Here is a 26433-nt window from a genome sequence, read left to right as displayed (position 1 = left end):
CAGCGTGAAATCGGCTACCCCGCAGGTAATTGCACGGACCGGCGGCGGACGTGATATGACGTCCGTCATCGAACGCCGGACATGATCATGCACGCCAAGCTCCCGCACCCCTTCGACGACGCCACGCGCATCACCGCCGGTGACTCACGTTGGCAAGGGCGAACGAGCGACGACTACTGGGCCTTTGTCGGCCCGTTCGGTGGTGTCACGGCCGCGACCATCCTGCGCGCGCTGATCGAACACCCGCAACGCGCCGGCGATCCGCTGGCGCTGACGGTCAATTATTGCGCGCCGATCGCCAGGGGTCCGTTCGATCTCGACCTGCGACTGGTGAAGGGCAACCGCTCCAGCCAGCACTGGAGCGTCGAACTGTCGCAGGACGGCGGCGAGGTCGCGACACTCGCCACCGCCGTGTTCGCCGAGCGCCGCCCCTCATGGGAGCACAGGGTGGCAAAGGCCCCGGATGCAAAGCCGTTCGAGCAGACGCTGCCGTTCCCGAACATCCAGGCGTCCTGGGCCAACCAGTATGAATTCCGCTTCGTCGAGGGCGAGATGCGCCTCGGGCCGCCGCAGGCCGAGCTCGCCAGCACCTATTCGAAAATCTGGATTGCGGATCGCGAGCCGCGCAAGCTCGACATGCTCTCGCTGATGTCGATGTCGGACGCCTTCTTCGGCCGCATCTTCCACGCACGACGCGAACTGGTGCCGTTCGGCACAGTGTCGCTGACGACCTATTTCCACACCGATGCCGAAGAGCTCGCGGCCGAGGACATCACGCGCGTGCTCGCGACGGCTGATTCGAAGATCATGCACAAGAGCTACGCCGACCAGAACGCCGAGCTGTGGTCGCCGGACGGACGGCTGCTCGCGACGAGCACGCAGATGGCGTATTTCAAGGCCTGACTGTCTTACCCTCTCCCACAAGGGGGGAAGGAAGAGCGCACAAAACAAAAAGAGCGGCCTCTCGGCCGCCCCTTTTGCATTGAAGACAGGGCAATCACTCCGCCGCGAGCTTCACGTCCGGCGCCGCCGCACGCACCTCGGCGTCGACCTGGGCTTCGAACTTGGCAAAGTTCTTCTGGAACATGCCGACCAGGCGACGCGCGGTCTTGTCGAACTCGTCCTTGTCCTTCCAGGTGTTGACCGGGTTGAGGATCTCGCTCGGCACGCCCGGCAGCGCGTTCGGGACTGCGAAGCCGAAATATTTGTCGGTGCGGAATTCGACGTTGCGCAGCGAGCCGTCGAGCGCGGCGGTCAGCAGCGCGCGCGTCACCTTGATCGGCATGCGCGAACCCGTGCCGTACTTGCCGCCGGTCCAGCCGGTGTTGACCAGCCAGCAGTCGACATTGTGCTGGGCGATCAGGTCGCGCAGCATGTTGCCGTAGACGGATGGATCGAGCGGCAGGAAGGGCGAGCCGAAGCAGGTCGAGAATTCCGGTTGCGGCTCATTGCCGAGACCGCGCTCGGTGCCGGCGACCTTCGCGGTGTAGCCGGACAGGAAGTGATACATCGCCTGCGCCGGTGAGAGCTTGGCGATCGGCGGCAGCACGCCGAAGGCGTCGGCGGCAAGCATCACCACGTTCCTGGGCTGCGGCGCGCGGCCAGTGCGCGAAGCGTTCGGGATGAACTCGAGTGGATAGGCCGAGCGCGTGTTCTCGGTCTTGGAGCCGTTGTCGAAGTCGACCACACGGGTGTCTTCGTCGAGCACGCAGTTCTCGAGCACCGCACCGAATCGCGTCGACGCGGCGTAAATCTCGGGCTCGGCTTCCCGCGAGAGCTTGATGCACTTGGCGTAGCAGCCGCCTTCGAAGTTGAACACGCCATTCGGACCCCAGCCGTGCTCGTCGTCACCGATCAGCGTGCGGTTCGGATCGGCCGAGAGCGTGGTCTTGCCGGTGCCTGACAGTCCGAAGAAGATCGCGGTGTCGCCATTGGCGCCGACGTTCGCCGAGCAGTGCATCGGCATCACGCCGCGCTCGGGCAGGTAATAGTTCAGCGTGGTAAAGACCGACTTCTTCATCTCGCCGGCATAATAAGAACCGCCGATCAGCACGATCTTGCGGGCGAAATCGATGGCGACGACGTTCTCCGAGCGGCAGCCGTGACGCTTGGGATCGGCTCGGAAGCTCGGCATGTCGACGATGGTAAGCTCCGGCACGAAGGTCGAGAGCTCGATCGCCTCCGGGCGGATCAGCAGCGTGCGGATGAACAGCGAGTGCCAGGCGAGCTCGGTGAAGACGCGCGTCTTGATGCGATAGGACGGATCGGCGCCACCATAGAGATCCTGCGCGAACAGGCGCTTGCCTTCGGCATGCTTGAGGAAGTCCTGATAGAGCGTTTCGAACTGCTCTGCAGTGATCGACTGATTGCCGGCCCACCACATCTTCTTGTCGGTGGTGGCGTCACGCACCGTGAACTTGTCCTTCGGGCTGCGGCCGGTGAATTCACCGGTGTCGGCGCAGAGCGAACCATCTGCAGAGAGCACCGCCTCGCCTGCAGAGAGCGAATACTGATACAGTTGCGGCGCGCCGAGGTTCCAGTGAACTTGCTTGAGATTCTTTAAGCCGAATTTGTCGGCGCCGAAGGCACCGTTGCGCACGCCCGTCTCTTGCACGAAAAATCCTCCTAGAAACCCGCGACACATGGCGCCACCAAGCACCAGCGCCTCGCAGTCAACCGTGAATTACAGGCCGGCCGGCCTCGGCTGGACGACCTAATACTGATGAACGCTGGCGTTGCCAAGCTGATCCAGCAGGATTTGGTTTATTCAACGAGGGCGCCAAACGTCGCGCATGTCCGCACCGAGCAGGTCATGCTAAAATCATCGATGATCGCGCAACCAAATGGCTTTTTCGGTGTTGCTCGATGTTTTGCGACGCACAATCACAGCTCAGCGCTATCGGACCGCACCTTCGCCGATGAGTGCGAATGGCCCCCATATCGCAGGATACGCATGGCGCGGCGAGGAGGTGTCATCAACATACGCCAGCATCGCGCGCCGAAGAGCTTCGGCTCTCCCGATTTCTGGTTCGTTTTCGAGCAAATCGAAAGTCGAGGTGGTCAAGCGGGTGGCAGCTTCCGAATCCACTGCCCAATGCGAAACCAGCAGCGCACGTGCGCCGGCGTAGAAGAAGCCACGCGCCAATCCCGACAACGCCTCGGCGCCCGGCTTGTCGCCGGCAATCGTGTTGCAGGCCGGCAGCACCACCCAATCTGCATTGAGCTTGAGCTGCGCGACCTCACTCGCCGTGAGCAGACCGTCGTCGAGCTCGGACGGTTGATCTGGAATCGAAAGCGGCGTGACGGTTCGCCCACACCCTTGACACCACCCGCAACGAGTCCGTGGGTTGCAAAGTAGATGATGCTGTTTTGAGCAAGCGGTGCGCGCTTGAGCGTCGTTTCGCTGGCGTCACGACCGAGATGAATGTCGGCGGTGGGCACGCCGACGTCTTTCGCCACGGCGTTCAGCTCGTCCGCGGTGTCGGGCAGTTGCGGCAGCGCCTGCGCCAGCCGCGCGCGATCTACGCCCGCGCCGCGCCAAAACTCGGTACAGGCTGACGTCGCGACGCTTCGCGCGGCAATCTTGCCCCGTGGTGCGCGAGGATCAGCAGACTCGTTGGCGACCGCCGCGAGCGCCCCGTCCAGCGCCTTGTCTTGTGTCAGCAGCGATTGCTGACCCGCCGCAAACAGGATCGGCAGCACGACGCACAGGCGGGCGCGACCACTCGCAAGCGGCCCCCGCGTCGCGACCGAAGTCACGATCAAGCTGGCCGAGATTGTTCAGGAGCGTCGCGACCGCAGGATGCTCGGGACCGCCGACCTTCTGAAATATCGCGATCGCGCGCTGAAACAGCGGCTCGGCCTCCGCGAACCGCTCCTTGCTTCACATAGAGCATGGCGAGATTATTCAGCGACTGGCCGACATCGGGATGCTCACGCGACAACACCCTCTCGCGGATCGCAAGCGCGCGCTTGAACAGCGGTTCGGCATCCGCAAAGCGGCCCTGCCGCTGATCAAGCGCGGCCCCTCTCGCTGCCAACCTCACACGTTCTCGATCTTGGGTCGCTGCGATCGGGGGCGGCGTTCAACGTGACGGAGCTAGTCGGGCTTCTGGTCGATCTTGGTGCGCGCTTCGCCGGCCAGCCGGACAAGCATCTTGCGCAGCGCGGTGCCGGTGGTGACCCGCTCCGGAAAATCCAGCCGCAGCGCGGTCTGACCGTCCTGCATGTCGAGACCTTCGGGGTCGCAGCCGGTGCAGCGCCAGTCACCTTCAGCCGCGCCAAGAAGCTTCGTTGCGTAAAGGCTCAGGGCGTCACGGTGGTCGGCATTCATGTGCGCGACCGCCCCTTCCTCCGCGACCAGCAGGTCCTCGGCACCGGTGAGGTCGACGAGGAATTGTTCCGGCCTCAGATCGACGATCCGGCCAAAGCCTGCGACCAGATGGATTCCCGTTAGGCGAATCCGAAAGAACGAGAAATCCTCAAACGAGACAAAGGCTTCCGCCGACGGATGGGCATTCAGATACCGCCGCTGGAGCAGATCTTTCTCAGTCTCGGCCTGCTCGGCCCGGCCGGACAGCATGATCCGGGCGCCTTGCAGTGGATCGCCGGTGGCGCGCTCATCAAGCATCAGGGAAACCCTGTTATCTGCGAGAATGTTTTTGGTATGAACGGCCAGCCGAGAGATCAGCAGGATCGGCGAGCCGTCGGGATGGCTCGCTAGATTGACCAGGGAACAATAGGGGTCGCCGCTGCCGGGCATCAGCGTCGCGAGCGCCCCCTGCCGCGAGCGCCGCAGCAGCGATTTGGCGAGCTTTTGAGGAGCGAAATCGGGGGTCGGTTGCATTGGCTTTCTCAGCTCAGGTGGTTGCAAGGCGGGCCTTTTTTCGGGTAAACCCGAGCCCGGTTATGGGTCGACATGCGGCGAATCTGCCGCGTGTCGTGGAACTTGGTCACACTTCAGCCCAGCTTGCATTGCTCGGTGACCCGGTTCGAACGCCAGTTCGGCACCCATGTATGCGGCGCATCACTGGATTGCTCGCCGTTTTAAGCCACGACCCAAACGGAAAGCAGAAAGCAGAGGCTCATGCCCACAATCGCTTTGGTCGACGACGACCGCAACATTCTCACCTCCGTCTCGATCGCGCTGGAAGCCGAAGGCTACCGCATCATGACTTACACCGACGGCGCCTCTGCGCTCGACGGTTTCCGCACCACCCAGCCCGATCTCGCCATCCTGGACATCAAGATGCCGCGCATGGACGGCATGGAGACGCTTCGCCGCCTCAGGCAGAAGTCCGATCTGCCGGTGATCTTCCTCACCTCCAAGGACGAAGAGATCGACGAGCTGTTCGGCCTCAAGATGGGCGCTGACGATTTCATCCGCAAACCGTTCTCGCAGCGCCTGTTGGTCGAACGCGTCAAGGCGGTGTTGCGCCGCTCGGCGCCGAAGGATCCGACCGTCGCACCGAAGGAGAACGATGCCAAGGCGCTCGATCGCGGCCTGCTGCGCATGGATCCGGAACGGCACACCTGCACCTGGAAGAACGAGCCGGTGACGCTGACGGTCACCGAATTTCTGATCCTGCAGGCACTGGCGACCCGGCCCGGCGTGGTCAAGAGCCGCAACGCACTGATGGACGCCGCCTATGACGACCAGGTCTATGTCGACGACCGCACCATCGACAGCCACATCAAGCGGCTGCGCAAGAAGTTCAAGGTGGTCGACAACGATTTCGAGATGATCGAGACGCTCTACGGCGTCGGCTACCGCTTCAAGGAAGCCTGAGGCGGCTGCCGCCTTCCCAGCAGATGAGGGCTGCGCCGGTTCTGATTTCATCAGAACCGGGCATGCCCTGAAGCGCAATCGCGCTTCAGGCTATTGTTTGAGCATGATCTTTCGGAAAACCGCTGCACAGTTTTCCGGATCATGCTCTAGGATGCAAGGACCGTCGCACGAGCTGTCCTAACGCGGGCGTAAGCATTGCTGGACCGAACGCAGCCTGACCAGAGTTCGAACGCCGAGGACATCGCATCCCACGGCGCCCCGGATCATGACGACAAGCCCGTTGTGAACGGCTGGGGGCCGTTGAATTGGCTCAAGCGCGCCGGGCAGTTCTTCTTCGCGCTGTCCTTCTCGAGCCTGACCCGCCGCATCGTCTCTCTCAACCTCGCCGGCCTCGTGGCGCTGGTGGCGAGCATCCTTTACCTGTCGCAGTTCCGCGCCGGCCTGATCGATGCGCGCGCACAGAGCCTGCTGGTGCAGGCCGAGATCATCGCCGGCGCCATCGGCGCGTCGGCAACGGTGCAGACAAACGCAATCACCGTCGACCCTGAGCGGCTGCTCGACCTGAAATTGGGCGAAAGCTACGGCGGAATGGATGATTCGCTGGATTTTCCGATCAATCCCGAGCGCGTGGCGCCGGTCTTGAGCACGCTGATCTCGCCGACAAAGACCCGCGCGCGGATTTTCGATCCCAACGGCACTGTGCTGCTCGACAGCCGCGATCTCGATACTGTGCGGGGCATTCCACTGCCGCCGCTGTCGGACAAGCCGGGGCTGCTCGAACGCGCGATGGTCGCAGTGCGCACCTGGCTCAATCGCGGCGACCTGCCGCTCTATCGCGAGCTCGGGCGCGAAAACGGCAATGGCTATGTGGAAGTAGCCGATGCGCTCCAGGGCCAGAAACGCTCGATGGTGCGGGTCAATTCGCGCGGTGAGGTGATCGTCTCGGTCGCGGTCCCCGTGCAGCGCTCACGCGCCATCCATGGCGCGCTGATGCTGTCGACGCAGGGTGACGAAATCGATCAGATGGTCACAGCCGAGCGCCTGGCGATCCTTAAAGTGGGCGGCGTCGCGGCCGCCGTCATGATCATGCTGTCGCTGCTGCTCGCCAGCACGATCGCCGGTCCGGTGCGCCGGCTCGCCGACAGCGCCGAGCGCGTCCGCCGCCGCATCAAGTCCCGCGTCGAGATACCTGACTTCACCCGCCGCCGCGACGAGATCGGCCACCTCTCCGGCGCGCTGCGCGACATGACCAATGCGCTCTACAAGCGGATCGAGGCGATCGAGATGTTCGCCGCCGACGTCGCTCATGAACTGAAGAATCCGCTGACCTCGCTGCGCTCCGCGGTCGAAACGATGCCGCTGGCGCGCAACGAGAGCAGTCGCGCTCGACTGCTCGAGGTGATCGAGCACGACGTCAAGCGGCTCGATCGCCTGATCTCCGATATTTCCGACGCGAGCCGGCTCGATGCCGAGCTGCAACGGCAGGACGCGATCCCGGTCGATCTCAGGCGGCTGCTCGGCACGCTGGTCGCGGTTGCCAATGAAACGAAGCTCGGCCACGACGTCGCGGTCGAGGCCCGCTTCGAAGGCCGCAGCCCGACCGATACGTTCGCGGTCACGGGCCATGATTCGCGACTCGGGCAGGTGGTTTCCAACCTGCTCTCCAATGCGCAATCGTTCTCGGAAGCCGGCAGCAAGGTGCGCCTGACCTGCCGCCGTGTGCGAGGCGAGATCGAGATCGTGGTCGACGACGACGGCCCCGGCATCCGCGACGATGCGCTGGAACGCATCTTCGAGCGCTTCTACACCGACCGGCCGCACCAGGGCTTCGGCCAGAACTCCGGCCTCGGACTATCGATCTCCAAACAGATCGTGGACGCCCACGGCGGCCGCATCTGGGCCGAGAATCGCGCCGGTCCCACCGACGAAGACGGGGCGCCGACCGTTGCCGGCGCGCGCTTCGTGGTGAGGCTGCCGGCGCTATGAGCCAAGGCACCTTGAACGAAGTCGGCCCGAGCGTGCACGCCTCCGCGGTCAAGGTCGGGCCCATGGCGGTGCTGATCCGCGGGCCCTCGGGCGCAGGTAAGTCGCGCCTTGCCTTCGATTTGATCATCGCGGGGCGCGCGGGCGTGGTCGAAAGCGCCGTTTTGGTCGGCGACGACCGTGTCCATCTGGCGACAGTCGGCAAGGAAATTGAGGTCCGTCCCGCCCCCGCGCTGGCCGGCTTGATCGAAATCCGGGGACTGGGAATCCGCCGCTGCGACTTTGCGGAGCATGCGACGGTCGGCCTCGTGGTCGATCTCGACGCATCCGACGTCGAGCGCCTGCCTGCGGCCGAAGCGCTGAAAACCACCATTTTCGGTGTCGAAATACCGCGAATCCCTGTTGGCCGCGGCTATTCGCCCGTGCCGCTGGTTGTCGCGGCCTTAACCACTACCAAGAGTTAACCTTCTGCTAAGCCCCCAGCCGATTGTTTGAAGGGAAATGGTAACCATATGAACCCCACACTCGCGACCGAGTAGACCGGCGCACCTCCCCTCATCGATCCGTCTAGATTCAGGGAGATACGCAACATCCCCTCTTGCGCGAGGGCTCTGGATGGTCAAAGTGGCGCGTTCGTGCGGCGCACCAAAAGCGCCCGCGGGAGTTTTCCGATGATTGGTCTAGTACTTGTGACCCACGGGCGCCTTGCCGACGAATTCAAGGCAGCGCTTGAACACGTCATGGGCCCACAAAAGCAAATCGAAGCGATTACGATCGGCGCCGAAGATGATTCCGATCTCTGCCGAAGCGACATTATCGAAGCGGTTAACCGCGTCGATTCCGGCGACGGCGTTGCGATCCTCACCGACATGTTCGGCGGCACGCCATCGAACCTCGCAATTTCCTGCATGAGCCGGCCCAAGGTCGAAGTGCTCGCGGGCATCAACCTGCCCATGCTGGTGAAGCTCGCCAAGGTCCGCGAGGAGCGTCCGCTGCCGGACGCGATCGCGATGGCCCAGGAAGCCGGCCGCAAATACGTCACCATCGCCAGCCGGGTGCTCGCCGGCAAATGAGTGACGACGTGCCACAAGCGGGGACGGGCGTGCCCGCGGGCGCGATTTCCAAAGAGCTCCTGATCATCAACAAACGAGGCCTGCACGCCCGCGCCTCCGCGAAGTTCGTCCAGGCGGTGGAGCGCTTCAGCGCGCAGGTGTGGGTGACGCGCGGCGGCGAAACCGTCGGAGGCACCTCGATCATGGGCCTGATGATGTTAGCTGCGGGACCGGGCACGACCATCACGGTCGCCGCTGCGGGCGCTGACGCCGAGGCCGCGCTTGCGGCGATCACCGAGCTCGTTGAAAGCAAGTTCAACGAGGAAGGCGTTTAGGCTGCTCGATCACTTCGCCGGTGGCGCGATATAGATGTTCCACGTCATCGACGGACCGGCCTTGCCATGGGTGAAGCGGCGCGTCGTCATCACCATGCGCTCGGCCTTCGGCGCAATCTCCGACACCCATTTTTCGAATGCAGGCAGACGACCGTCGGTCGGATCGAACACGCCAATGAAGCCATGTTTCTTGACTTCATCAAGCGACGTCAGCCCGGAGGACCAGGCCTCGTTCGGGATGAACGCAACCGGATGGTCGGGGCTGTAGAACACCATCGGCTGGATTGATTCCATGGTGCCGGCGACGATCGCCCAGCGCGAGGCGAAGCGCGAATGCCAGGCTTGCGTCAGCTCGCGCGCGAGCTCGGAGCGCGCGCCATAGGTCGCCGTGTTGTCCGCATTCAGCGCCATCTCGCGCGCCGCGATCCACGGCGAAGCGAAAAGCGTCGCGACGCTGAGCACGAGCCAGATCGCTACGATGTTGAACAGCACGGCCCTCTGCACCCGCAATGCCGGTATCGCGACCAGCGCGAGCGGCACCAGGAAGAACAGCGAGATGCCCCAATCGGTCTTGATGTAGATGCCGAAGGCCAGTGCGCCGAGCGGCGGCCCGGCCGCGACGATGACCTGGATGAGCCAGACGTTCAGCGCCTGCGAGACATTGACGCCCGCATTGCCCCCCCGTGCCCAAGCCCGCGTGACGATACGCAGCGGTGCGCGCACAAGCAGCGTCGGCCACGGCCGCACCAGCGCCATAGCGAGCGCGGCAAGCGCCACCGGCAACGCCAGCAGCGCGGCGTTGTGCAGGACATAGCCGAACACGAGCTGATGCACGAGGCCGACATCCTCGATGCTGTAGGTGTCGCCGGCATAGGTCAGCGGCACGAAATGCGCATCCGCAAGCCAGACGATGTGCGGGATCATCGCCGCCAGCATCGTCGCGATCGCGACCCAGGGCGCCGGCGACAGCAGGAAACGCATCCGTTGCGGATGGATCAGCGCGGCAAGGCCGATGGCGCCGATCATCGTCAGCACCCAATATTTGGTCATCAGCGCCAGCGCGCCGGCGAGGCCGAGCCAGATTCCGGACTGCCAGCTCCGCTTCTCGAAAGCATTCAGATAAGCGAGCACGACCAGCGGCAGGGTGACGAGCTGCAGCAGATCGGGATTGTACTTGAACCCCTTGAAATTGAAGATCGGGTAGAGCGCGACCATCACCACGACCAGGAACGCGCGGCGCGGATCCACCACGCGCAGCGCGATCAGCCAGCAGATCACCATACCGACACTGGCCGTCGCCATCGCGAGCGCATAGGTCGCCCAGTCGGTGGCGGGGAAGACCATGAACCAGAGCCCGGCGATCCAGCCGGACAGCGGCGGATGCTTGCCGTAGCCCCACAGGAATTTCTGGCCCCAGCCCCAGGCTTCTGCGACGTCCATGTGAACGTCCTGCGCGGTCTTGAGATTGATCAGGATGAAGGTCCAGATCACCGCATGCAGGATCGCGAATTCGATCACCAGCCAGAGCCGGACCGAGGGGTGGGTCGCGGAGGCAACCAGCCAGGCCGGGAAACGGTCAAACCTGAAGCGGGTCTTCGCGCGCGCCCGGGCGGAGGGGATCGAGGTCGTTGACATGAGCCTGGACATGGGCGCTTGCGTAGCGCGTTTTGGCCTCGCTTGGAATCAGCTTGGCGTGAAGAAAGACCCTGAAAATACAGCAATATGGTTGCCGCACGGGGATGTGAGTGGTATCCCGCGCCCATGACGACCGTCCCCATTTCCAACATCCGCAATTTCTCCATCGTCGCCCATATCGACCATGGCAAATCGACGCTGGCCGACCGTCTGATCCAGATGACCGGCGGCCTCTCCGACCGCGAAATGGCGGGCAAGGAGCAGGTGCTCGATTCCATGGACATCGAGCGCGAGCGCGGCATCACCATCAAGGCGCAGACCGTGCGCCTCGCCTACCGCGCCAAGGACGGCAAGGATTACGTGTTCAACCTGATGGACACGCCCGGCCATGTCGACTTCGCTTACGAGGTCTCGCGGTCGCTGGCAGCGTGCGAAGGTTCCCTGCTGGTGGTCGACGCCAGTCAGGGCGTCGAGGCGCAGACGCTCGCCAATGTCTACCAAGCGCTCGACAACAATCACGAGATCGTGCCGGTCCTGAACAAGGTCGATCTTCCCGCCGCAGAGCCGGAGAAGGTCAAGCAGCAGATCGAGGACGTCATCGGCATCGACGCCTCCGACGCGGTGATGATCTCGGCCAAGACCGGCCTCGGCATTCCCGATGTGCTGGAAGCCATCGTCACCCGCCTGCCGCCGCCGAAGGGCGATCGCGATGCGACCTTGAAGGCGCTGCTGGTCGACAGCTGGTATGACGTCTATCTCGGCGTCGTCGTGCTGATCCGCGTCGTCGACGGCGTCATGAAGAAGGGCAGCCGCGTCCGCATGATGGGCACGGGGGCGGCCTATGACATCGAGCGCGTCGGCTTCTTCACGCCGAAGATGCAGCAGGTCGACGAGCTCGGCCCCGGCGAGATCGGCTTCATCACCGCCGCGATCAAGGAAGTCGCCGACACCCGGGTCGGTGACACCATTACCGATGACAGGAAGCCGGTCAGCGAGATGCTGCCGGGCTTCAAGCCGGCGATCCCCGTGGTGTTCTGCGGCCTGTTCCCGGTCGATGCGGACGACTTCGAGACGCTGCGCGCCGCGATGGGCAAGCTGCGCCTCAACGACGCCAGCTTCTCCTTCGAGATGGAGACGTCGGCCGCGCTCGGCTTCGGCTTCCGCTGCGGCTTCCTCGGGTTGCTCCACCTCGAGATCATCCAGGAGCGGCTGTCGCGCGAATTCGATCTCAATCTGATCGCGACCGCCCCGAGCGTCATCTACAAGATGAAGCTGACCGACGGCAGCGAGCTCGAGATCCACAATCCCGTCGACATGCCCGACGTCGTCAAGATCGAGGAGATCCAGGAACCCTGGATCGAAGCCACGATCCTCACCCCCGACGAATATCTCGGCAGCGTGCTGAAGCTGTGCCAGGACCGCCGCGGCGCGCAGAAGGAGCTCACTTACGTCGGCGCCCGCGCCATGGTGAAATACGATCTGCCGCTCAACGAGGTGGTGTTCGATTTCTACGATCGCCTGAAGTCGGTGTCGAAGGGCTACGCCTCGTTCGACTATCATCTCACCGACTACAAGCCGGCCGATCTCGTCAAGATGCAGATCCTGGTCAACGCCGAGCCGGTCGATGCGCTCTCGATGCTGGTGCATCGCACCCGCGCCGAGGGGCGCGGCCGCGCCATGGTCGAGAAGATGAAGGAGCTGATCCCGCCGCACATGTTCCAGATCCCCATTCAGGCGGCGATCGGCGGCAAGGTGATCGCGCGCGAGACGGTCCGCGCGCTGCGCAAGGACGTGACCGCGAAGTGCTACGGCGGCGACATCACGCGTAAACGGAAACTTCTGGAAAAGCAGAAGGAAGGCAAGAAGAAGATGCGGCAGTTCGGCAAGGTCGACATCCCGCAGGAAGCCTTCATTGCCGCGCTGAAGGTCGATAGCTGAGGTGATCAGGTGCGGCCCGGGACGTCAGGCCGGATAACGCAAATCTCGAAAACAACCCCATGCACCGTAGCCGCCCTTTGCTGGCGGCATCCGGTTTCGTATTTTACGAATATCGTTTGACTCGTCGGGCAAAACAGGCGCATGATGGCATCATGCCAGCGCTGCAACCTCCAGGCGACGATGTCTGATCACCCGTAGATCTACGGCAGGCGAGTTTGCAATCGCAGCAGTTGTGCGCGGAACGCGATTTGAAGGTGTAACGAAGCCGAGGCGCGCTTCGAGGCTGAAAATTAGTTCAGGATCATAACCGTGATGACTCCGACGCAAAAAAAGAAAATAGGCTCTCATCAACAAGAATAAATGGTGGGAGGAGTACATGGATACTGCGGGTCGCCTGCGCGCGATGGCAGTGTTGTGCCGTCAGACAGCCGCGCGCCATCCTGATCGCAGTTGGAAACTGCTGGCCGAAGCGGAGTATTGGGACCATTTGGCCAATGATGCGGCGCTCGATCATTTTGACCAATGCTCGGTTTGCTCACCGCTTCCTGGAGAGCACAGTATCACTCAACCCGCGGAGTGACTGCGAAACAAAACAGTTTGTTAGCTTCTGTGTGGCTAACTTGATGAGTGCCGTTCACCGCCGATTGCGGCACATTGGAATGGGAATGCCGGCCCCGGCTGTTTACCCCATCCTGCGGCTGGGGCCGTTTTGAACTCTCACAGCATCGTTCAAACCCGGTCCACGACCATGCTTAGAGGCATCGCCATAGCGCTATTCGGAATGGGCATCTTCTCGCAGCTTGATCGAGCGCTCTTCTATGGCCGCAATACCGAAGCCGCGCTCCGGCTCATGCGGGACATCGGCCGAGGCTTCGGGCTGTAGGACACCGTCCGCACGCCTCGCCAAGGCCCCAGCGCCTGCATAACGAAAGCCGCAGATAATCAAGTAACCGACCAGGGCAAGGGCGGCCTCGGCGGTTCGCGACGCTCCGAAGAGCGATGTCAGGTTGCGGCCCTTCGCTGTCCTTCGTCTAGAAAGCGCTCGGACGTCGGCTTTCCGGCCGGGCGGCAAACTCGTACTCCAAGATCAGACGACGCGATAGGAACCAAACCAGGGCGCGCCTCTTGGTCGCAAAAGGAATTGCGACATGAGAGCCTCCCGCTTTGCCCTTGTCATTGCCGTTTGCCTGCCCTGTGCGGCCTTCGCCCAAAGTGGTGGTGGTGGTGGCGGCAGCGGGGGCGGTAGCGGCGGATCGGGAGGCGGTGGCGCAACTGGAGGCGCCACATCAACCGGCGGCAGTGCGCCATCTGGTGCCGCTGGCACCCCAGCGGCATCGGCTCCCGCAGGCGCCATCGGCGCGGCCACCGGTCCCGGTGTAAGTTCTAGTCCTACCGCCAACTCGCCCAGCGCTGCGAACGGCAGTTCGGGCAACCTGAATACTTCCGCCCCCCGCCAATCCGGAGGGACCCAGGGAACGGTCGAAAGCAGTGGTTCAACCACGCGTGGACAGGCGCCCGGTACCAACGCGGCGGGTACTGCGGCATCCGCGGGGTCTCCTGGCGTCAGCGCTCGAGGTACCGCGCCTGCCGGCGGCATTGGCCGGCCCGCAACCACGAACGAGCAGGACAGCGACGCGAAGATAGATCAGGAGAACAACAAGGCCGACCGAACGGTCGGTAAGATCTGCAAAGACTGCTGATTCCGGCGCTCCTCACCAGAGCGCTGATTTTTCGCCGCTCGACGCAAAGGATCCTTTGCGGACGAGCGCAGTGTCCAGCTCGCTCCGATGACAAGACGGAAGTCTGGTGGGTTTCGCTTTCGCTCTGCCCATCCCAGGCGCTACGCGCTCTCAATAGGGGCTGAGCACACTTTCGAGAAATCGCTCCTTTTCGCCCGGGGCGTAGCCCTGCGAAGCGCCATAATATGGTTCGCTGTAGCTTCGGCCATATGGTGCGGACCGATAGTACGGGCGCGGCGCGTAGGCAAAACCCGCGCCCGGACCTGATGGGTACATGTGATGATGGGGACGAACCACCGCGTGCCGGCGGTGCCCATCATGCATGGCTGCCGCGTTCGCGACACCGCACAGGCTGATCAAAACGCTCAAGGCCAGAATCGAACGCATCCGCTTACTCCTCCAAGGCTTCGCCCCGCCTGCTCAATTATTGCCCTGATACGGCGTTCCAAAGACATCGCGGCTTCTTGCGCCCATACGTCGGTTTCCGCTGGTATGTCAGCAGCGGCGCTTCATGGCGCCTTGTCGGGCGGGCCGCGCATCTGTTAAATTCGGCGCATATTCAGTTCATTTTCCGGCCGTTTCGAATTTTGGATTCCGATCATGTTCGTCACCGTCGTTGCCGTGTTATGTCACCTCTCCGCGCAAGACTGTACTGAGGTGGTCGTCACGAATTCCGCGTTGGACCAGAGCGTCACCTTGCAGGGCTGCATGCTCGGCCAAGCGAGCCTGGCGCAATGGAAGACCGCTCACCCCATCTACGGGTCCGACGACTGGCACATCGATCGCTACAAATGCGTGGCGGGGTCATACGTCGCCAAGGCCCGGATATGATTCACCCTGCGAGTTGCTATGTGATCGTTCAGGAGGGGAAAGCCGGGGCAGCTGCAACGCCTCGGACCTTTGCGGTAGCGAAACTGCGATGATCCACTGCTTGAAAGCGTTGAAGAACCGATCATTGCGCCGCACGGGGCGGCGGACGAGGTAAATCCCCTCGCCAAGCGTGATCGGCGGCCCGAGCAGCCGTAGCCTTCCGCTCGAAAGGTGCGCGCCGACATAGGCCATGTCGATCATCGCGGCACCGCCGCCAGCAAGCGCCATCTCAAGGGCTTGCGCACGAGACTCGACGATGATGCCGCCTTCGCTCGGCTTCCCCGCTCGCCGGCATGCCGTCCACCAAAGGGACCAGTCGCGGAAGCGAGAGCGGGCGCGGATGATGGAAGAGCCTTCAAGAGTGTGGTCGACGCCGGGCGCTGCGACCGGAGCCAAGGTCTCGTGAAACAGCAGGGTCGCGGTCAACCCGGGCCAATGTCCCAACCCATAACGGATTGCGCAATCGAAATCCTCGGCCTGCAGATCAACGACCCTTCGCGTCGTCGTCAGTGCGAGCTCGATATCGGGATGCAAGTTGCGGAACTCCGGAAGCCGCGGCAGAAGCCAATGCGATGCCAACGTCGCGACCGTGCTGATGCGCAACTGGCTGCGTCGTCGGCGGATCGGTTCGATGGCGGCCTCGATGCGCTCGAGTGCATCGCCCATCACCAAAAGGAGGGCCTCGGCATCATCGGTCGGCCCGACAAGACGCCCCTGCTTCTGGACGAGGGAAATGCCCAGCTGGTGCTCGAGATCTGCGATGCGATGTGACAGCGCCGAACGGCTGACGCCAAGAGATTCTGCCGCTGCCGTGAGACTGCCGGTCTGGGAAAGCAGAGAAAGCGCCTGCAGGCCTTTGAGCGATGGGAGCATGCCTGAATCATCCCAAGCCGTGAGATTGCGTGAGATTATCTCACCCTTTTGCTGCCTCGCAAACTGCTATCGAAGGGCCGGGGAACCGTCGACGATGTGGAGCTATCTCCGATGAGAAATATGTTTCGGCAACTTGCCGCTTATAACGCCTGGGCCAATGCCCGCCTTTACGAAGAAGCACTGGCGCTGCCGGACGAGCTCTATCGAGCCAATGTCGGCGTGTTCTTCCAGAGCCTTCACGGGACGCTCAATCACATCCTTCTCACGGACAGGCTTTGGCTGACCCGACTGACAGGCCTCGGCGAACAGCCGAAGCGTCTCGACGGAATTCTTTATGGCGACCGATTGGAGCTCGCGCGCGCCCGCCTCGCGGAAGACTCGCGTCTCGTCGCCGTGGTCAGCGGCTACGACGAAGCGACGCTTGCGCGCCCGCACGCCTACCAGACGACCTCCGGAAAGCCACAAGAGCAACCGCTCTCGGATATCTTGATGCATCTTTTCAATCATCAGACGCATCATCGCGGTCAGGCGCACGCATGCCTGTCAATCGTGACCAAGCAGGAGCCGCCACCGCTCGATCTGTTGCTGTTCCAGCGAGGACTGCCACCTCCCAATCTGGCCGAACAGCTGGGCGGGTCCGCGGCGGCACGCCCCTGACATGGGCGAGCATGAACGCGTCGTTAACCGGTGCGCCACCACGATATCCGCGATCTTCACCGGATCCGACCGATGCACACGCTCGCCATGGCCGTTGCATACGGCCTCTATCTCGTCATCCTGATCGGAGCGATCGGGCTCGCGGTCGTCGCCGTGTTCTGGCTGCCCGATCGGCTGCTTGGATTCAGGCGAGTCGAAGGGCTCGTGGTGGTGCCGCTGGCGACCATCGCGATCTGGCTGCTTCTGTCCCATGGGGCGGTGCCGATCCCCGGCATCCTGATCGTCAGCCCGCATAAGCTTCTGGCGGGACTGGCGCTCACCTGCGGATTGATCTGGTGCTTTGTCGAAGACAACTGGCTGTGACGTCTGCGTGCTGAGCTCAATGGACGAGCAAGTCCCTTGGCTCACTCATCCCAATGACCTTTGCGCAATTGCCGCACCGGTAGAGGCGCACCGCTCGCGCCCTGAACTGCGGCTGAGCAATCTCGGTCCTGAATATCGCGGGCATCCTGCAATCGTCGCAGGAGGGGTGCGGTCTGACCGTTACGGTCGGCGGATCGACATCAGCATGCACCGGAGCATGAAGGTGATTCGGCTGAAAGCCTATGTCGTGGGTTAGTATCGGCGCGGAAACCCTCACGTCTGGCCGAAAATGCAGCGCCATCGCGAGCGGGCGGCTCGAAGGATGAGCCCACGCTCGAATACGAGCCTGCCTCAGGCCGCCACGTTCGCGAGGAAGCGGTCCACGGACGCGCGGAGCTGCGTTGCCTGACTGGAGAGGTCGTGCGCGGTCGCGAGCACCATCCCGGCCGAGCGGCTGGCATTATCGGTTGCCTCAGCCGTGCCCGCGATGCTGCGCGCAACCAACGCGGTGCCGTCAGCAGCCTGGCCGATGCTGCGGGAAATCTCGCCCGTCGCGGCGTTCTGCTGGCCGACCGCGGCGGCGATTCGGCCCGTGAAGCTGTCGATGTCGCCGATGACCAGGGCAATCGCACCGACATTGTCGACGGCCTGGCGCGTGGCTGATTGTACCTCCGCGATCTGCGAGGAAATCTCCTCGGTCGCTTTCGCGGTCTGGGTCGCGAGAGCCTTCACCTCCGAGGCGACGACGGCAAAGCCGCGACCCGCTTCTCCGGCCCGCGCCGCTTCGATCGTGGCGTTGAGAGCGAGGAGATTGGTCTGTCCCGCGATGGTCCTGATAAATCCGACCACCTCGTCGATCTGCTGCGCCGAGGCCGCGAGCCTGCCAATGGTCTGACTGGCGGCCTCCGCCATTTCGGAGGCACGGTTCACGATGGTGGTGGCTTCGGCAAGTTGCGAGGTGATCGCCTGCACGGACTCGCCGAGCTGGCTCGCGGCACTGGCGACCGTCTGCACGTTGGCCGAGGTCTCCTGCGCCGTCGACGCAGCCTCGGTCGATTGCGTTCCGGCCGTGCGCGCGGTGGAAGCGAGGTTCTGCGCGGTGTCCGTGAGCTCGCCGGTCATGCGGTCGGTATTGCTCAGCACCGCGCTGAAGGCGGAGCGGAACGCATCGATTTCGGATTCCAGGCGCTGGCGGCGGCTGGCCTGCGCCGCACCGCTCTCGTCCTTGGCTGCGATCAACGCGAGATCCTCCTCGGCGCGGGCCTTGAGGCTGGCCTGCATGACGGCAAGCGATTTCAGCAGCCGCCCGAGCTCGTCGCGGCGGCGCACCGAGATGTCGTCGCCGAAATTACCGGCGGCAACGCGTTCGGCGACGCGCACCGCCGCCGAGATCGGCCGGCTCATGGAATAGGAGAACGCCAGCGCGATGGCCAATCCGATCGCGACCGTCGCCAGTGCAACGAAAAGCATGGTGGTGCGGGCCTGCTGCACGGCTGCTTCCGCCGAAATGCGGTACTCGTAGCCGTAGGCGGCGACCAGTTCGACGAGATCGTCGATCGACGCGATCAGCTTGTTCTCCTGCTGGGCCAGCGTGAAGCTCGTCGGAATTTCGGTCACGCCGCCGGGCGACGGCTTGAGCAGCTTCAGCGCGGCCGTCGACCACGCCTTGAGCTCGCTCTCCACCTTCTCGCGTGCGGCTGCAACGGCGGGCGAAGGCACCCGCTCGCGTACCACGTCGAGATCCTCGAAGCTGCCGTGGACCAGGCTCTCGAATTTTCCGACCATGTCACTCGAAGCGCCCGCGACGAGGCTGCGCTGCAGCACCAGCCGCGCCTCGTGCAGCGCAGCGTGCGCCGAACGCGCATGGTTGATGCCCATCAGCGGCCCGTCGTACATTTTGACCACCGCGTCGCCGGAATTGCCGATGGTGCGAATGCCGTAGAATGCAATCGCGCAGGCGAGCAGGACGACGACGCTGAAGGCACCGAAGATCTTGTAACGTATCGACATCATCAAACTCCGGTGCCTGGCGGCCTGTTAGTCCGTCACCTTGACCATCATCTTCATGCGAGGATGAATGGCGCAGATCACCTGCACGTCGCCGGCTTCCTTGAAGGTGACGTCGGTCGAGGTGCCGGGCGCCTGCGAACCCAGGTTGAATTCGTTGCCCTTGCTGGCCGACATGATGTTGTGCGGCACGGTGTCGTCGTTGAGGAAGGTGACCGCATCGCCTTTCCTGACCGAGATGCTCTCGGACGAGAAGGCGCGGCCTTGCTGGTGAATCACTTCGGTGGCGGCGTAAGCCCCGACCGAAAACCCGCAGATGATGACGGCCGTGAGCGTAGCGAGTGTGCGCATGAGATTATCCTTTGATGTCGCTGGCTAGCGGGGAAGGACCGGCACCGCGGTCGGGCTGAGATCGCTGGAGAGCGTTTTTAGAAACGCGACGAGATCGGTCTTATCCTGGGCGGTCAGCTCGAGCGGCCGCATCAGATCCGAACGGCTCGGGCGATCGACGCCGCCATGATCGTAGTGATCGATCACCTGCTCGAGTGTGGCGAGCGAGCCGTCATGCATATAGGGGCTGCGGCGGCTGATCTCGCGCAGGCCTGGCGTCTTGAAGGCGTGCTGCATCTTGATGACGGCCGGCAGATATTCGCCGCGGCCGACGTCCTTGCTGGGCAGGCCGATGTCCTGAAAGCCCTCGTTGGTGAAGTTCCACCCTTCGTGGCAGGCGGCGCATTGCGCCTTGCCGTTGAACAGCTCGAAGCCGCGCTTGGCCTCGGTGGAGATTGCCTTCTCGTCGCCCTCGATCCAGGCATCGAACGGCGCGTGCTCGGAAACGACCGTGCGTTCATAGGTGGCGATCGCCCGGGCGAGCGTCCTGCTCGTCATGGCTTCGCCGGGGAATGCCGCGTCGAACATCGGCTTGTACTCTCGTATGGCTGCGAGGCGCTCCATCAACTGGTCGAGCTTCATGTTCATCTCGCCGGACGACTGAATCGGGCCGAGCGCCTGATCTTCGAGCGTCGGCAAGCGTCCGTCCCACATGAAGATGTCGCTCCATGCGGCGTTGACGATGGTCGGCGAGTGACGGCCGAGCTTCGCCATGCCGTGGCCGACGCCGACCGCGAGCCCGTCTCCCCAGCCGAAGCCCGGGCTATGGCAACTGGCGCAAGACTGCGCCGAGGTCACCGACAGGCGGGTATCGAAATAGAGCTTCTTGCCCAGCGCCGCCTTCTCAGGCGTGTAGGGATTGTCCTTGGGGAACGGGATCGTTGCCGGCCGCCGATATTGCGCCTTCAACGCGTCGACACTGCTCGGGGCCTTCTGGGTGACCTCGACCTTGCGGCTCTCGCCGACGACGGCGGCGGCATGGCCCGTTGTGCCGAGACTGAAAACGCCAAGTCCAGCCGCCGCGATCGCGCAAACGAGGACGGCCGAACGACAGGAGCCTGATATCGACATGAAACATCCAAAGCGATGTCATTTGCGACACCGGCAAAAGTTCGAGACGATCAAACAATGGAACGCGTGATTAATTTGGAGGCAAACCGTTAAGTTATGTTTTCCCGATGGCGCGATGCGCCCGCGGATTTCGGTAATTCGGCAATCATGGGATGCGGGAAAAACAGGCAGCAGCGGAGGGTTGCGCGCAAGTTCGAATTCGGGAACAAACGCGACGACGCATGCCGGCCGAACGTCATCTGCAGCTCCGATTTTCTTCCGGTTCGAGCCGAAGCACCTAACAAAGGTTAGCTACGCGCGACTGTGTGCCGCCCTAGGCTGTCGTGATGAAGAACATGCAGCGATTCGGCTGGGGAACTCCTGGCAACACCGGCCACCGCCTGATCACGGTGGCGGCCACGCACAGCGTCCGTCTCCCTGCGGTCTAGATGAGCGAGATGTCCGGTCCACGCGACGGCTCCTCGCAGAGCAGCTACCCATTGTTGAAGAAATGGACGGCGGAGGAGCACGAAAGGCTGAAGCAGCTGGCCGCCGCCGGTATCCGACCAGGTGAGATCGCGAAGCTGTTGAAGCGTACCGAGGCCGCCGTCCGAATACGGGCCTGGCAGCACGGCATCGCGCTGCGTATCACCACGAAGAAGCGCGGCAAGCCCCCGGGTTAGCACGCTACGCGGTGACGGTCCGCCGCCCCGTTGCGATCGAGGGCTTCAGAGAGATGCCCGCGGCGCGCGAACGGCGCATTAGGTTGGTTGTTCGCGCCGTTGCGGAGTCCGGACGCAGGCAGCGCGGTTGAGCCATCGCGCGCCGCTCCGATGCGTCATCCTCACCCGATCGCAAAGTCCGCCGCGGTCTCCGCATGAATCGCCGTGGTATCGAATGTCTCGACCGACGTATCGGCAGCGCCGACCAGCATCGTGATCTCGGTGCAGCCGAGGATGATGCAATCCGCGCCACGCCCGACCAGGGCGGCCATCACATCCTGATAGCGGCGGCGCGAAGCCTCGGCCACGACGCCAAGGCACAGCTCGTCGTAGATGATCCGGTTCACGTCGGCCCGCGCGTCCGCGTCGGGAGTCAGGACGTCGAGATCATGCGCGCGCAACCGGTCGATGTAGAACTCTTCCTCCATCGTGAAGATGGTGCCGAGCAGCCCGACCCGCCGGTATCCCTTCGCCCGTATGCGCTGCGCGGTCGCATCGCCGATGTGGATGAACGGGATCGTCAGCTTGGAGATGATCTCGGGCGCCAGCTTGTGCATCGTGTTCGTGCACAGCACGATCGCGCGCGCGCCTGCGTTTTCGAGGCGCTGCGCAACCTTCGCCAGATCAGCCGCCGCCTCCGCCCAGCGGCCGGCATATTGCATCTCCTTGATCTCCTGAAAGTCGTAGGAATACATCAGCACCGGCGCCGAATGCAGCTTGCCCATGCGGTCGCGGACGCGTTCGTTGATGAGCTTGTAGTAGAGCGCAGTGCTCTCCCAGCTCATGCCGCCGATCAGCCCGATGGTACGCATCGCCGCGCCTTTCGAAATCAGGATTTGTCCGGATCGTAGACGAAGACGCCGTCGCCCGCCATCGCGACAGGGCACCTCGATTGCGATCTGCTGGGTTGAACCCGTTCCGGTCCGGGCGACACTATCTCCTGCAGAGTGGACGGTCTCGCCCTCCATGGGCGATTACGGGGGAGCATCTCGCATGCGACGACGAAACTGGCGATTGATTGCGGTGGGCACGGTGATGCTGGTGCTGGCCCTGCTGTTCTTCCTGTCGATGCGTGACATGACGCTGTGGTCCAATGATCCGGTCGCACTGATGCGCACGGTCGGAGAGGTCTCGGGCGCCGTCGGCGGCATCAGTCTCGTCATGATCGTGTTAGGCCTGATCGGTCGCAAGGCATCGGTCTGAGTTCAGCGTTAACGATGTTTAACGGTTCCGGCCTCAACGGAGATCGCTTCGAGGTTTCTTAAAATTTGCTGGCTACCTCTTCCGGTCATCGTGATCCGGAGAAAGATATGGGCAAGCGGGCCAAACGTGGAAAGGCGGAGACACTCGCATTGCCGATGGCCGGGAGAGTTGCGATTGGCGCCGTGGCCGTCGCCGCCTTGGGGTATGGCTTGTGGTCTCGCCCGGCGACCGTTCAGCCGGTCCGGAAGCCGTCCGTGCACGAGGCCCAGGCATCATCATCTCCGGTTTACGTGGCAACTCCGGTTCACGCATCGGCTCCGGCTCCGGCTCCGGTTCAGACCCCGGCACCGCTGGTCGAACCACCCAAAGCCGCTGACGGTCCCGGCGCATTCGTTCGGCAGGTGGTTGACTACGCCAGTCACCAGACGCCGGGCACCGTGATCATCGACACCAAGAACACATTCCTTTATTTCGTTCTGAACGACACCCAAGCGATGCGCTACGGCATCGGCGTCGGCCGCGAAGGCTTCGCATGGTCCGGCGAACAGACGGTGGCCCGTAAAACGGAATGGCCGGACTGGCGGCCGCCTGCAGAGATGCTCGTGCGTCAGCCTTATCTGCCGCGCTTCATGGCAGGCGGTCCCACCAACCCGCTCGGCGCCCGGGCGATGTATCTCGGCGACACCGAATATAGAATTCACGGCACCAACAAGCCCGATACGATCGGGAAGCGGGTTTCGTCGGGCTGCATCCGCCTGACCAACGACGACGTCGCGGATCTCTATGAGCGGGTGAAGGTCGGGGCCAAAGTGATCGTGCTTCCGGCAAATGCGGCCCATCGCCCATCCCAGGGAGCGCCCGACGCCGCCTCCCGATCGCCGGACCCCGCCGCGCCCTCGAGCCGTCCCGCGGCAACCAACGCGCAGATACTGTCATCCGGACCGAGGATCGCCGAGGTCCAGTAGCCCGGTCCTCTGCCCCCGGAAGCCGACCGCCCCTTGGCCCGACCGACGCAGAAGACCCACAGCCGACGTCGACCGCTCCAAAATCCCGCGGTGCAGCGTGAGTTTGGGGCAAATGCTAGTAATAAGGAACTCTCTTGCTCGGGCGGTGTCACGCACTGCCGGGCCCGTGCCACCAAGTGGGAGATCCGTCATGAGAACTCTACTCGCGAGTGCCGGTCTTGCGCTGTTGTTGGCCTTGGCAACGGAGCCAAGCGTCAGCGCGCAGGAGACCCCTGAATGGATGAAACAGACACTTCCTGAGCAGGCACTGAAGCCGCATTGGGACGAACAGCTGGCCGTGATGAATCCCAACGGAGCTTTGGACGGAAAAACGAAGCACCTCATTGGCCTCGCCGTGGCAGCACAGATTCCTTGTGCATATTGCGTTTACGGTCACACCAAATTGGCAAAAGCCGCTGGTGCGACCGATGCTCAGATAAAGGAGGCCATTGCAACCGCCGCGCTCGTCCGTTTCAACAGCACTATGCTGCAGGGCTCGGACGGCGGCCGCGATGCCGACTCGGTCTTCACTTTGAAATGAGTGAGGCCGCCGAGGTGAAGGCGGCCTCCTTTTCACGTTCGTCCAAAAGCTTCCCGTGTCGCATTGAATACAGCCTCTTCGCCGCCGGGATCGGCGTTGCCATGATCGCCGCTGTGAATGGCCTCGGATCGCAAGTTTAGGCGACATTCGGCAGTGTAGACCGCGATGGAGCAAGACGGCCGCTCATTGGCTCGCGACTACGAAAGACCGGGCATGTGCCCGGCCCGTCGTGAGTCCGCCGGCTCTTGCCCCATCCCCTCCCCTGCGCCCTTACGACTTCTTCTGCTTCGCTTCCACGTAGCGCGCAAAACTGTCGAGGATCGCCTGCCAGCCGCCTTGCTGCTGCTCGACCGAGTACGTCTGCTCGCCATCGAACACGACGCGGACCACGACGCCGCTCGCGCCCGGGACGAAGTCGACTTCGGCCTTGCGATCGCCGAAGGCATATTCGATCCGCTTGTGCTCGATGATCTTCGTGTAGGTGCCGGCGAAATCAAAGCCCATGCTGCCGTCCTTGGCCTCCATGCGCGACGAGAAGGCGCCGCCTTCGCGCAGATCGACCGCTGCCTTGGTCGTGTGCCAGTCGTCCGACGCGGCGTTCCACTTCACGATGTCGGCGGGCGTCGTATAGGCTCGCCAGACTTGATCGATGGGAGCGGCGACGCTGGTTTCGACGGTGATCCTCATGGGTATTGCTCCAGTTCGATTTCGACGGATCGAGATGACATCACTTCACCTCTGCGGGGACCATCCACCGCACATCAGAGGAGATGTCCACCCAAGGACGATCGAGACCAGTCCATGCCGACATGAGGACGCGCCGTCAATGTGGATCGCAGGCGCAGCTGGATTGATCATCGCCTATCTGCTCGGCTCGATCCCCACGGGCTATCTCGCAGGCAAACTGCTCGAAGGCATCGACATCCGTGAGCACGGCTCCAGATCCACCGGCGCCACCAATGTGCACGCAGCGGAGCCTGCCTCGTCGCCTCCTGGCCGCGCTTGATCGCTTCCGCGAAATGGCCCACCATCGCCGCGCTTACCGCTCACGGCAGAATGGGCGAGGAAAGGCTGACATGGACGCAACTCCGGGGTTTGGCCTGGTCGAACGTGCGCGGGCGATTGCGCCACTGATTGCCGATGAGGCCGACGAGATCGAGCGGACGCGACGGCTGACGCCCGGTGTCGTGGCCGCGCTGATCGGGAACGGGCTCTATCGCGCGCTGCTGCCGCGGAGCCTGGGCGGATCAGAGGCGCCGCCGGAGATTTTCATGCAGATTCTGGAGGAGATCGCGAAGGCCGATGCGTCCACGGCCTGGTGTCTCGGCCAATGCAGCGTCTGCGCGATGATCGCGGCCGCGCTCGACCACGACACCGCGCGCGAGATCTTCAACACCGCGCCCGGCATCCTCGCCTGGGGCGCGGTGGCGCATGAGGCGCGCGCGGTCGAGGGCGGCTACCGCGTCACCGGGCGATGGGATTTTGCCTCGGGCTCGCGGCAGGCGAGCTGGCTCGGGGCGCATGTCCGCATCGTCAATGCCGACGGCACGGGGCGCAAGGCGGCCGATGGTTCGCCGGAGCTGCGCACCATCCTGTTCCCGCTTGCGCGTGCGGTGCTGCACGACGTCTGGCAGGCGATCGGGCTGGCCGGCACCGGCACCGATTCCTACGAGGTGAAAGACCTCTTCATCCCCGATCGCTTCGCCGTGTTCCGCGACGTGCCGAGCGCCTTGCGCGAGCCGGGCCCGCTCTACCGGCTTCCCACCGGCTCGGCCTTCAGCCTCGGCTTTGCCGCGGTCTCGCTCGGCGTCGCGCGCGCGACGCTGGATGCGGCGATCGCATTGGCGCGCGCCAAGCATCAGTCGCTGGCGACCAGCGCGATGCGCGACAACGGGGCGGTCCAGGGCCTGATCGGCCGCACCGAAGGCGATTTGCGCGCCGCCCGCGCCTATCTCTATGCGACGGCGAACGCGATGTGGAGCGACCTCTCAATAACGGGCACGTTCGGCACCGCCCATCGCAGCGCCATCAGGCTCGCCGCGACCTGGACCATCCAGCGATCGGCTGACGTGGTCGACACCGCCTATCGCATGGCCGGAGCCACCGCCGTCTTCCGCAGCAATCCGTTCGAGCGACGGTTTCGCGACATGCACGCCATCACCCAGCAGATCCAGGCGCGCGACACCCATTTTGAGGATGTCGGGAAGATGATTTTGGCGGAAAGCCGATGATGCCGGAGTTCACGAACGGTCGGGATCGCAACCTGTTCTGGCGACGGATTAT

General features: G+C 63.5%; 27 protein-coding genes and 3 pseudogenes. 18 read left to right on the top strand and 12 right to left on the bottom strand.

The window, feature by feature from the left end; all coding sequences use genetic code 11:
* Positions 1-87: 87 nt before the first annotated feature.
* The gene (locus ACVW16_RS20235) at positions 88-903 is read left to right on the top strand and encodes an acyl-CoA thioesterase (protein ID WP_456736542.1); all 816 of its coding nucleotides are present in this window, start codon (positions 88-90) and stop codon (positions 901-903) included.
* 94 nt (positions 904-997) lie between these two features.
* On the opposite strand, the gene ACVW16_RS20230 is transcribed toward ACVW16_RS20235, so the two are convergent.
* The 4 genes and pseudogenes from ACVW16_RS20230 to ACVW16_RS20215 form a co-directional block, all read right to left on the bottom strand.
* On the bottom strand, positions 998-2614 hold the full coding sequence (locus tag ACVW16_RS20230) for a phosphoenolpyruvate carboxykinase (protein ID WP_456700897.1): 1617 nt from the start codon (positions 2612-2614) through the stop codon (positions 998-1000).
* A gap of 282 nt (positions 2615-2896) precedes the next feature.
* Positions 2897-3702, bottom strand: a pseudogene (locus tag ACVW16_RS20225) (CHAT domain-containing protein).
* Positions 3698-4025: pseudogene (locus ACVW16_RS20220) on the bottom strand (tetratricopeptide repeat protein); the annotation flags it as partial. The pseudogenes ACVW16_RS20220 and ACVW16_RS20225, both read right to left, overlap by 5 nt.
* Positions 4026-4099: 74 nt before the next feature.
* Entirely contained in the window at positions 4100-4846 is a 747-nt protein-coding gene (locus ACVW16_RS20215) for a HugZ family pyridoxamine 5'-phosphate oxidase (RefSeq protein WP_456736543.1), read from the bottom strand.
* A 240-nt stretch (positions 4847-5086) separates the two neighbouring features.
* On the opposite strand from ACVW16_RS20215, the gene ACVW16_RS20210 reads away from it, so the two are divergent.
* The 5 genes from ACVW16_RS20210 (at position 5087) to ACVW16_RS20190 (ending at position 9158) form a co-directional block, all read left to right on the top strand.
* Positions 5087-5788, top strand: a complete 702-nt coding sequence (locus tag ACVW16_RS20210; RefSeq protein ID WP_027535781.1) for a response regulator transcription factor — start codon at positions 5087-5089, stop codon at positions 5786-5788.
* 195 nt (positions 5789-5983) lie between these two features.
* Positions 5984-7774: a stimulus-sensing domain-containing protein gene (locus tag ACVW16_RS20205; RefSeq protein ID WP_456700894.1), complete on the top strand. Its 1791-nt coding sequence runs from the start codon at positions 5984-5986 to the stop codon at positions 7772-7774.
* Positions 7771-8235, top strand: a complete 465-nt coding sequence (locus tag ACVW16_RS20200; RefSeq protein WP_456700893.1) for an HPr kinase/phosphorylase — start codon at positions 7771-7773, stop codon at positions 8233-8235. The genes ACVW16_RS20205 and ACVW16_RS20200 overlap by 4 nt, the downstream gene beginning before the upstream one ends.
* 207 nt (positions 8236-8442) lie before the next feature.
* A complete protein-coding gene (locus ACVW16_RS20195) occupies positions 8443-8844 on the top strand; it encodes a PTS sugar transporter subunit IIA (RefSeq protein ID WP_007597752.1) in 402 nt (133 codons plus the stop codon).
* Complete coding sequence (locus ACVW16_RS20190) at positions 8841-9158, top strand: HPr family phosphocarrier protein (protein WP_456700892.1); 318 nt, start codon at positions 8841-8843, stop codon at positions 9156-9158. The genes ACVW16_RS20195 and ACVW16_RS20190 overlap by 4 nt, the downstream gene beginning before the upstream one ends.
* Positions 9159-9167: 9 nt before the next feature.
* Here the strand turns inward: ACVW16_RS20190 and ACVW16_RS20185 are convergent, their stop codons facing one another.
* A complete protein-coding gene (locus tag ACVW16_RS20185) occupies positions 9168-10793 on the bottom strand; it encodes a glycosyltransferase family 39 protein (protein ID WP_456738247.1) in 1626 nt (541 codons plus the stop codon).
* Between the two features lie 126 nt (positions 10794-10919).
* Between ACVW16_RS20185 and lepA the strand changes: the two genes are divergently transcribed.
* Positions 10920-12731, top strand: a complete 1812-nt coding sequence (gene lepA / locus ACVW16_RS20180) for a translation elongation factor 4 (protein ID WP_092233146.1) — start codon at positions 10920-10922, stop codon at positions 12729-12731.
* A 376-nt stretch (positions 12732-13107) separates the two neighbouring features.
* The gene (locus ACVW16_RS20175; protein WP_456700891.1) at positions 13108-13311 is read left to right on the top strand and encodes a hypothetical protein; all 204 of its coding nucleotides are present in this window, start codon (positions 13108-13110) and stop codon (positions 13309-13311) included.
* 1270 nt (positions 13312-14581) lie between these two features.
* Here ACVW16_RS20175 and ACVW16_RS20170 read toward each other — a convergent pair.
* Positions 14582-14857, bottom strand: coding sequence for a hypothetical protein (locus ACVW16_RS20170; RefSeq protein WP_456736544.1), 276 nt, complete (start codon positions 14855-14857; stop codon positions 14582-14584).
* Between the two features lie 213 nt (positions 14858-15070).
* Between ACVW16_RS20170 and ACVW16_RS20165 the strand changes: the two genes are divergently transcribed.
* Positions 15071-15301 (top strand): hypothetical protein, encoded by a 231-nt coding sequence (locus ACVW16_RS20165; protein WP_456700889.1) that lies wholly within the window; start codon positions 15071-15073, stop codon positions 15299-15301.
* On the opposite strand, the gene ACVW16_RS20160 is transcribed toward ACVW16_RS20165, so the two are convergent.
* On the bottom strand, positions 15275-16213 hold the full coding sequence (locus ACVW16_RS20160; RefSeq protein WP_456736545.1) for a LysR substrate-binding domain-containing protein: 939 nt from the start codon (positions 16211-16213) through the stop codon (positions 15275-15277). The genes ACVW16_RS20165 and ACVW16_RS20160 overlap by 27 nt on opposite strands.
* 48 nt (positions 16214-16261) lie before the next feature.
* Here ACVW16_RS20160 and ACVW16_RS20155 point away from each other — a divergent pair, with 48 nt between their 5' ends.
* From ACVW16_RS20155 to ACVW16_RS20145, 3 genes are all read left to right on the top strand, one after another.
* The gene (locus ACVW16_RS20155) at positions 16262-16870 is read left to right on the top strand and encodes a DinB family protein (RefSeq protein ID WP_456736546.1); all 609 of its coding nucleotides are present in this window, start codon (positions 16262-16264) and stop codon (positions 16868-16870) included.
* A gap of 72 nt (positions 16871-16942) precedes the next feature.
* Complete coding sequence (locus tag ACVW16_RS20150) at positions 16943-17233, top strand: hypothetical protein (RefSeq protein ID WP_456736547.1); 291 nt, start codon at positions 16943-16945, stop codon at positions 17231-17233.
* A gap of 19 nt (positions 17234-17252) precedes the next feature.
* Positions 17253-17489 (top strand): hypothetical protein, encoded by a 237-nt coding sequence (locus tag ACVW16_RS20145; RefSeq protein WP_456736548.1) that lies wholly within the window; start codon positions 17253-17255, stop codon positions 17487-17489.
* 95 nt (positions 17490-17584) lie between these two features.
* On the opposite strand, the gene ACVW16_RS20140 is transcribed toward ACVW16_RS20145, so the two are convergent.
* The 3 genes from ACVW16_RS20140 to ACVW16_RS20130 are packed head-to-tail and all read right to left on the bottom strand — an operon-like array spanning position 17585 to position 20701.
* On the bottom strand, positions 17585-19243 hold the full coding sequence (locus ACVW16_RS20140) for a methyl-accepting chemotaxis protein (RefSeq protein ID WP_456700885.1): 1659 nt from the start codon (positions 19241-19243) through the stop codon (positions 17585-17587).
* A gap of 27 nt (positions 19244-19270) precedes the next feature.
* The gene (locus ACVW16_RS20135) at positions 19271-19591 is read right to left on the bottom strand and encodes a plastocyanin/azurin family copper-binding protein (RefSeq protein ID WP_456736550.1); all 321 of its coding nucleotides are present in this window, start codon (positions 19589-19591) and stop codon (positions 19271-19273) included.
* A gap of 24 nt (positions 19592-19615) precedes the next feature.
* Positions 19616-20701, bottom strand: coding sequence for a cytochrome-c peroxidase (locus ACVW16_RS20130; protein WP_456736551.1), 1086 nt, complete (start codon positions 20699-20701; stop codon positions 19616-19618).
* 437 nt (positions 20702-21138) lie between these two features.
* Between ACVW16_RS20130 and ACVW16_RS20125 the strand changes: the two genes are divergently transcribed.
* Positions 21139-21363, top strand: a complete 225-nt coding sequence (locus ACVW16_RS20125) for a hypothetical protein (RefSeq protein WP_456736552.1) — start codon at positions 21139-21141, stop codon at positions 21361-21363.
* Between the two features lie 161 nt (positions 21364-21524).
* On the opposite strand, the gene ACVW16_RS20120 is transcribed toward ACVW16_RS20125, so the two are convergent.
* Positions 21525-22214 carry an aspartate/glutamate racemase family protein gene (locus ACVW16_RS20120; RefSeq protein WP_456736553.1) on the bottom strand — a complete coding sequence of 230 codons (690 nt, stop codon included), beginning with the start codon at positions 22212-22214 and terminating at the stop codon, positions 21525-21527.
* A gap of 181 nt (positions 22215-22395) precedes the next feature.
* On the opposite strand from ACVW16_RS20120, the gene ACVW16_RS20115 reads away from it, so the two are divergent.
* The 3 genes from ACVW16_RS20115 to ACVW16_RS20105 all read left to right on the top strand — a co-directional run bounded on the left by ACVW16_RS20115 (position 22396) and on the right by ACVW16_RS20105 (position 24150).
* A complete protein-coding gene (locus tag ACVW16_RS20115; RefSeq protein ID WP_456700880.1) occupies positions 22396-22605 on the top strand; it encodes a hypothetical protein in 210 nt (69 codons plus the stop codon).
* A gap of 107 nt (positions 22606-22712) precedes the next feature.
* Positions 22713-23570 carry a L,D-transpeptidase gene (locus ACVW16_RS20110; RefSeq protein ID WP_456700879.1) on the top strand — a complete coding sequence of 286 codons (858 nt, stop codon included), beginning with the start codon at positions 22713-22715 and terminating at the stop codon, positions 23568-23570.
* A gap of 190 nt (positions 23571-23760) precedes the next feature.
* The gene (locus tag ACVW16_RS20105) at positions 23761-24150 is read left to right on the top strand and encodes a carboxymuconolactone decarboxylase family protein (RefSeq protein ID WP_456700878.1); all 390 of its coding nucleotides are present in this window, start codon (positions 23761-23763) and stop codon (positions 24148-24150) included.
* A gap of 270 nt (positions 24151-24420) precedes the next feature.
* Here ACVW16_RS20105 and ACVW16_RS20100 read toward each other — a convergent pair whose 3' ends face one another.
* Entirely contained in the window at positions 24421-24837 is a 417-nt protein-coding gene (locus ACVW16_RS20100; protein ID WP_456736554.1) for an SRPBCC family protein, read from the bottom strand.
* 139 nt (positions 24838-24976) lie between these two features.
* Between ACVW16_RS20100 and ACVW16_RS20095 the strand changes: the two are divergent.
* Together ACVW16_RS20095 and ACVW16_RS20090 are read left to right on the top strand one after the other, a co-directional pair.
* Positions 24977-25114, top strand: a pseudogene (locus ACVW16_RS20095) (glycerol-3-phosphate acyltransferase); the annotation flags it as partial.
* Positions 25115-25226: 112 nt separating this feature from the next.
* Positions 25227-26381, top strand: a complete 1155-nt coding sequence (locus ACVW16_RS20090) for an acyl-CoA dehydrogenase family protein (RefSeq protein WP_456736555.1) — start codon at positions 25227-25229, stop codon at positions 26379-26381.
* Positions 26382-26433: the final 52 nt, after the last annotated feature.

It is taken from the genome of Bradyrhizobium sp. USDA 4474, assembly GCF_054057515.1.
The sequence above is the reverse complement of the archived record's forward strand: the minus strand, read 5'-3'. Positions and strand labels throughout refer to the sequence as shown.

Coding starts and splice junctions, on each gene's coding strand:
- ACVW16_RS20105 (WP_456700878.1), top strand. CDS start 23,761: ATGAGAACTCTACTCGCGAGTGCCGGTCTTGCGCTGTTGTTGGCCTTG.
- lepA (WP_092233146.1), top strand. CDS start 10,920: ATGACGACCGTCCCCATTTCCAACATCCGCAATTTCTCCATCGTCGCC.
- ACVW16_RS20160 (WP_456736545.1), bottom strand. CDS start 16,213: ATGCTCCCATCGCTCAAAGGCCTGCAGGCGCTTTCTCTGCTTTCCCAG.
- ACVW16_RS20175 (WP_456700891.1), top strand. CDS start 13,108: ATGGATACTGCGGGTCGCCTGCGCGCGATGGCAGTGTTGTGCCGTCAG.
- ACVW16_RS20135 (WP_456736550.1), bottom strand. CDS start 19,591: ATGCGCACACTCGCTACGCTCACGGCCGTCATCATCTGCGGGTTTTCG.
- ACVW16_RS20090 (WP_456736555.1), top strand. CDS start 25,227: ATGGACGCAACTCCGGGGTTTGGCCTGGTCGAACGTGCGCGGGCGATT.
- ACVW16_RS20110 (WP_456700879.1), top strand. CDS start 22,713: ATGGGCAAGCGGGCCAAACGTGGAAAGGCGGAGACACTCGCATTGCCG.
- ACVW16_RS20145 (WP_456736548.1), top strand. CDS start 17,253: ATGGACGAGCAAGTCCCTTGGCTCACTCATCCCAATGACCTTTGCGCA.
- ACVW16_RS20235 (WP_456736542.1), top strand. CDS start 88: ATGCACGCCAAGCTCCCGCACCCCTTCGACGACGCCACGCGCATCACC.
- ACVW16_RS20195 (WP_007597752.1), top strand. CDS start 8,443: ATGATTGGTCTAGTACTTGTGACCCACGGGCGCCTTGCCGACGAATTC.
- ACVW16_RS20100 (WP_456736554.1), bottom strand. CDS start 24,837: ATGAGGATCACCGTCGAAACCAGCGTCGCCGCTCCCATCGATCAAGTC.
- ACVW16_RS20185 (WP_456738247.1), bottom strand. CDS start 10,793: ATGTCAACGACCTCGATCCCCTCCGCCCGGGCGCGCGCGAAGACCCGC.
- ACVW16_RS20130 (WP_456736551.1), bottom strand. CDS start 20,701: ATGTCGATATCAGGCTCCTGTCGTTCGGCCGTCCTCGTTTGCGCGATC.
- ACVW16_RS20120 (WP_456736553.1), bottom strand. CDS start 22,214: ATGCGTACCATCGGGCTGATCGGCGGCATGAGCTGGGAGAGCACTGCG.
- ACVW16_RS20140 (WP_456700885.1), bottom strand. CDS start 19,243: ATGTCGATACGTTACAAGATCTTCGGTGCCTTCAGCGTCGTCGTCCTG.
- ACVW16_RS20170 (WP_456736544.1), bottom strand. CDS start 14,857: ATGCGTTCGATTCTGGCCTTGAGCGTTTTGATCAGCCTGTGCGGTGTC.
- ACVW16_RS20210 (WP_027535781.1), top strand. CDS start 5,087: ATGCCCACAATCGCTTTGGTCGACGACGACCGCAACATTCTCACCTCC.
- ACVW16_RS20165 (WP_456700889.1), top strand. CDS start 15,071: ATGTTCGTCACCGTCGTTGCCGTGTTATGTCACCTCTCCGCGCAAGAC.
- ACVW16_RS20200 (WP_456700893.1), top strand. CDS start 7,771: ATGAGCCAAGGCACCTTGAACGAAGTCGGCCCGAGCGTGCACGCCTCC.
- ACVW16_RS20150 (WP_456736547.1), top strand. CDS start 16,943: ATGCACACGCTCGCCATGGCCGTTGCATACGGCCTCTATCTCGTCATC.
- ACVW16_RS20115 (WP_456700880.1), top strand. CDS start 22,396: ATGCGACGACGAAACTGGCGATTGATTGCGGTGGGCACGGTGATGCTG.
- ACVW16_RS20125 (WP_456736552.1), top strand. CDS start 21,139: ATGTCCGGTCCACGCGACGGCTCCTCGCAGAGCAGCTACCCATTGTTG.
- ACVW16_RS20215 (WP_456736543.1), bottom strand. CDS start 4,846: ATGCAACCGACCCCCGATTTCGCTCCTCAAAAGCTCGCCAAATCGCTG.
- ACVW16_RS20190 (WP_456700892.1), top strand. CDS start 8,841: ATGAGTGACGACGTGCCACAAGCGGGGACGGGCGTGCCCGCGGGCGCG.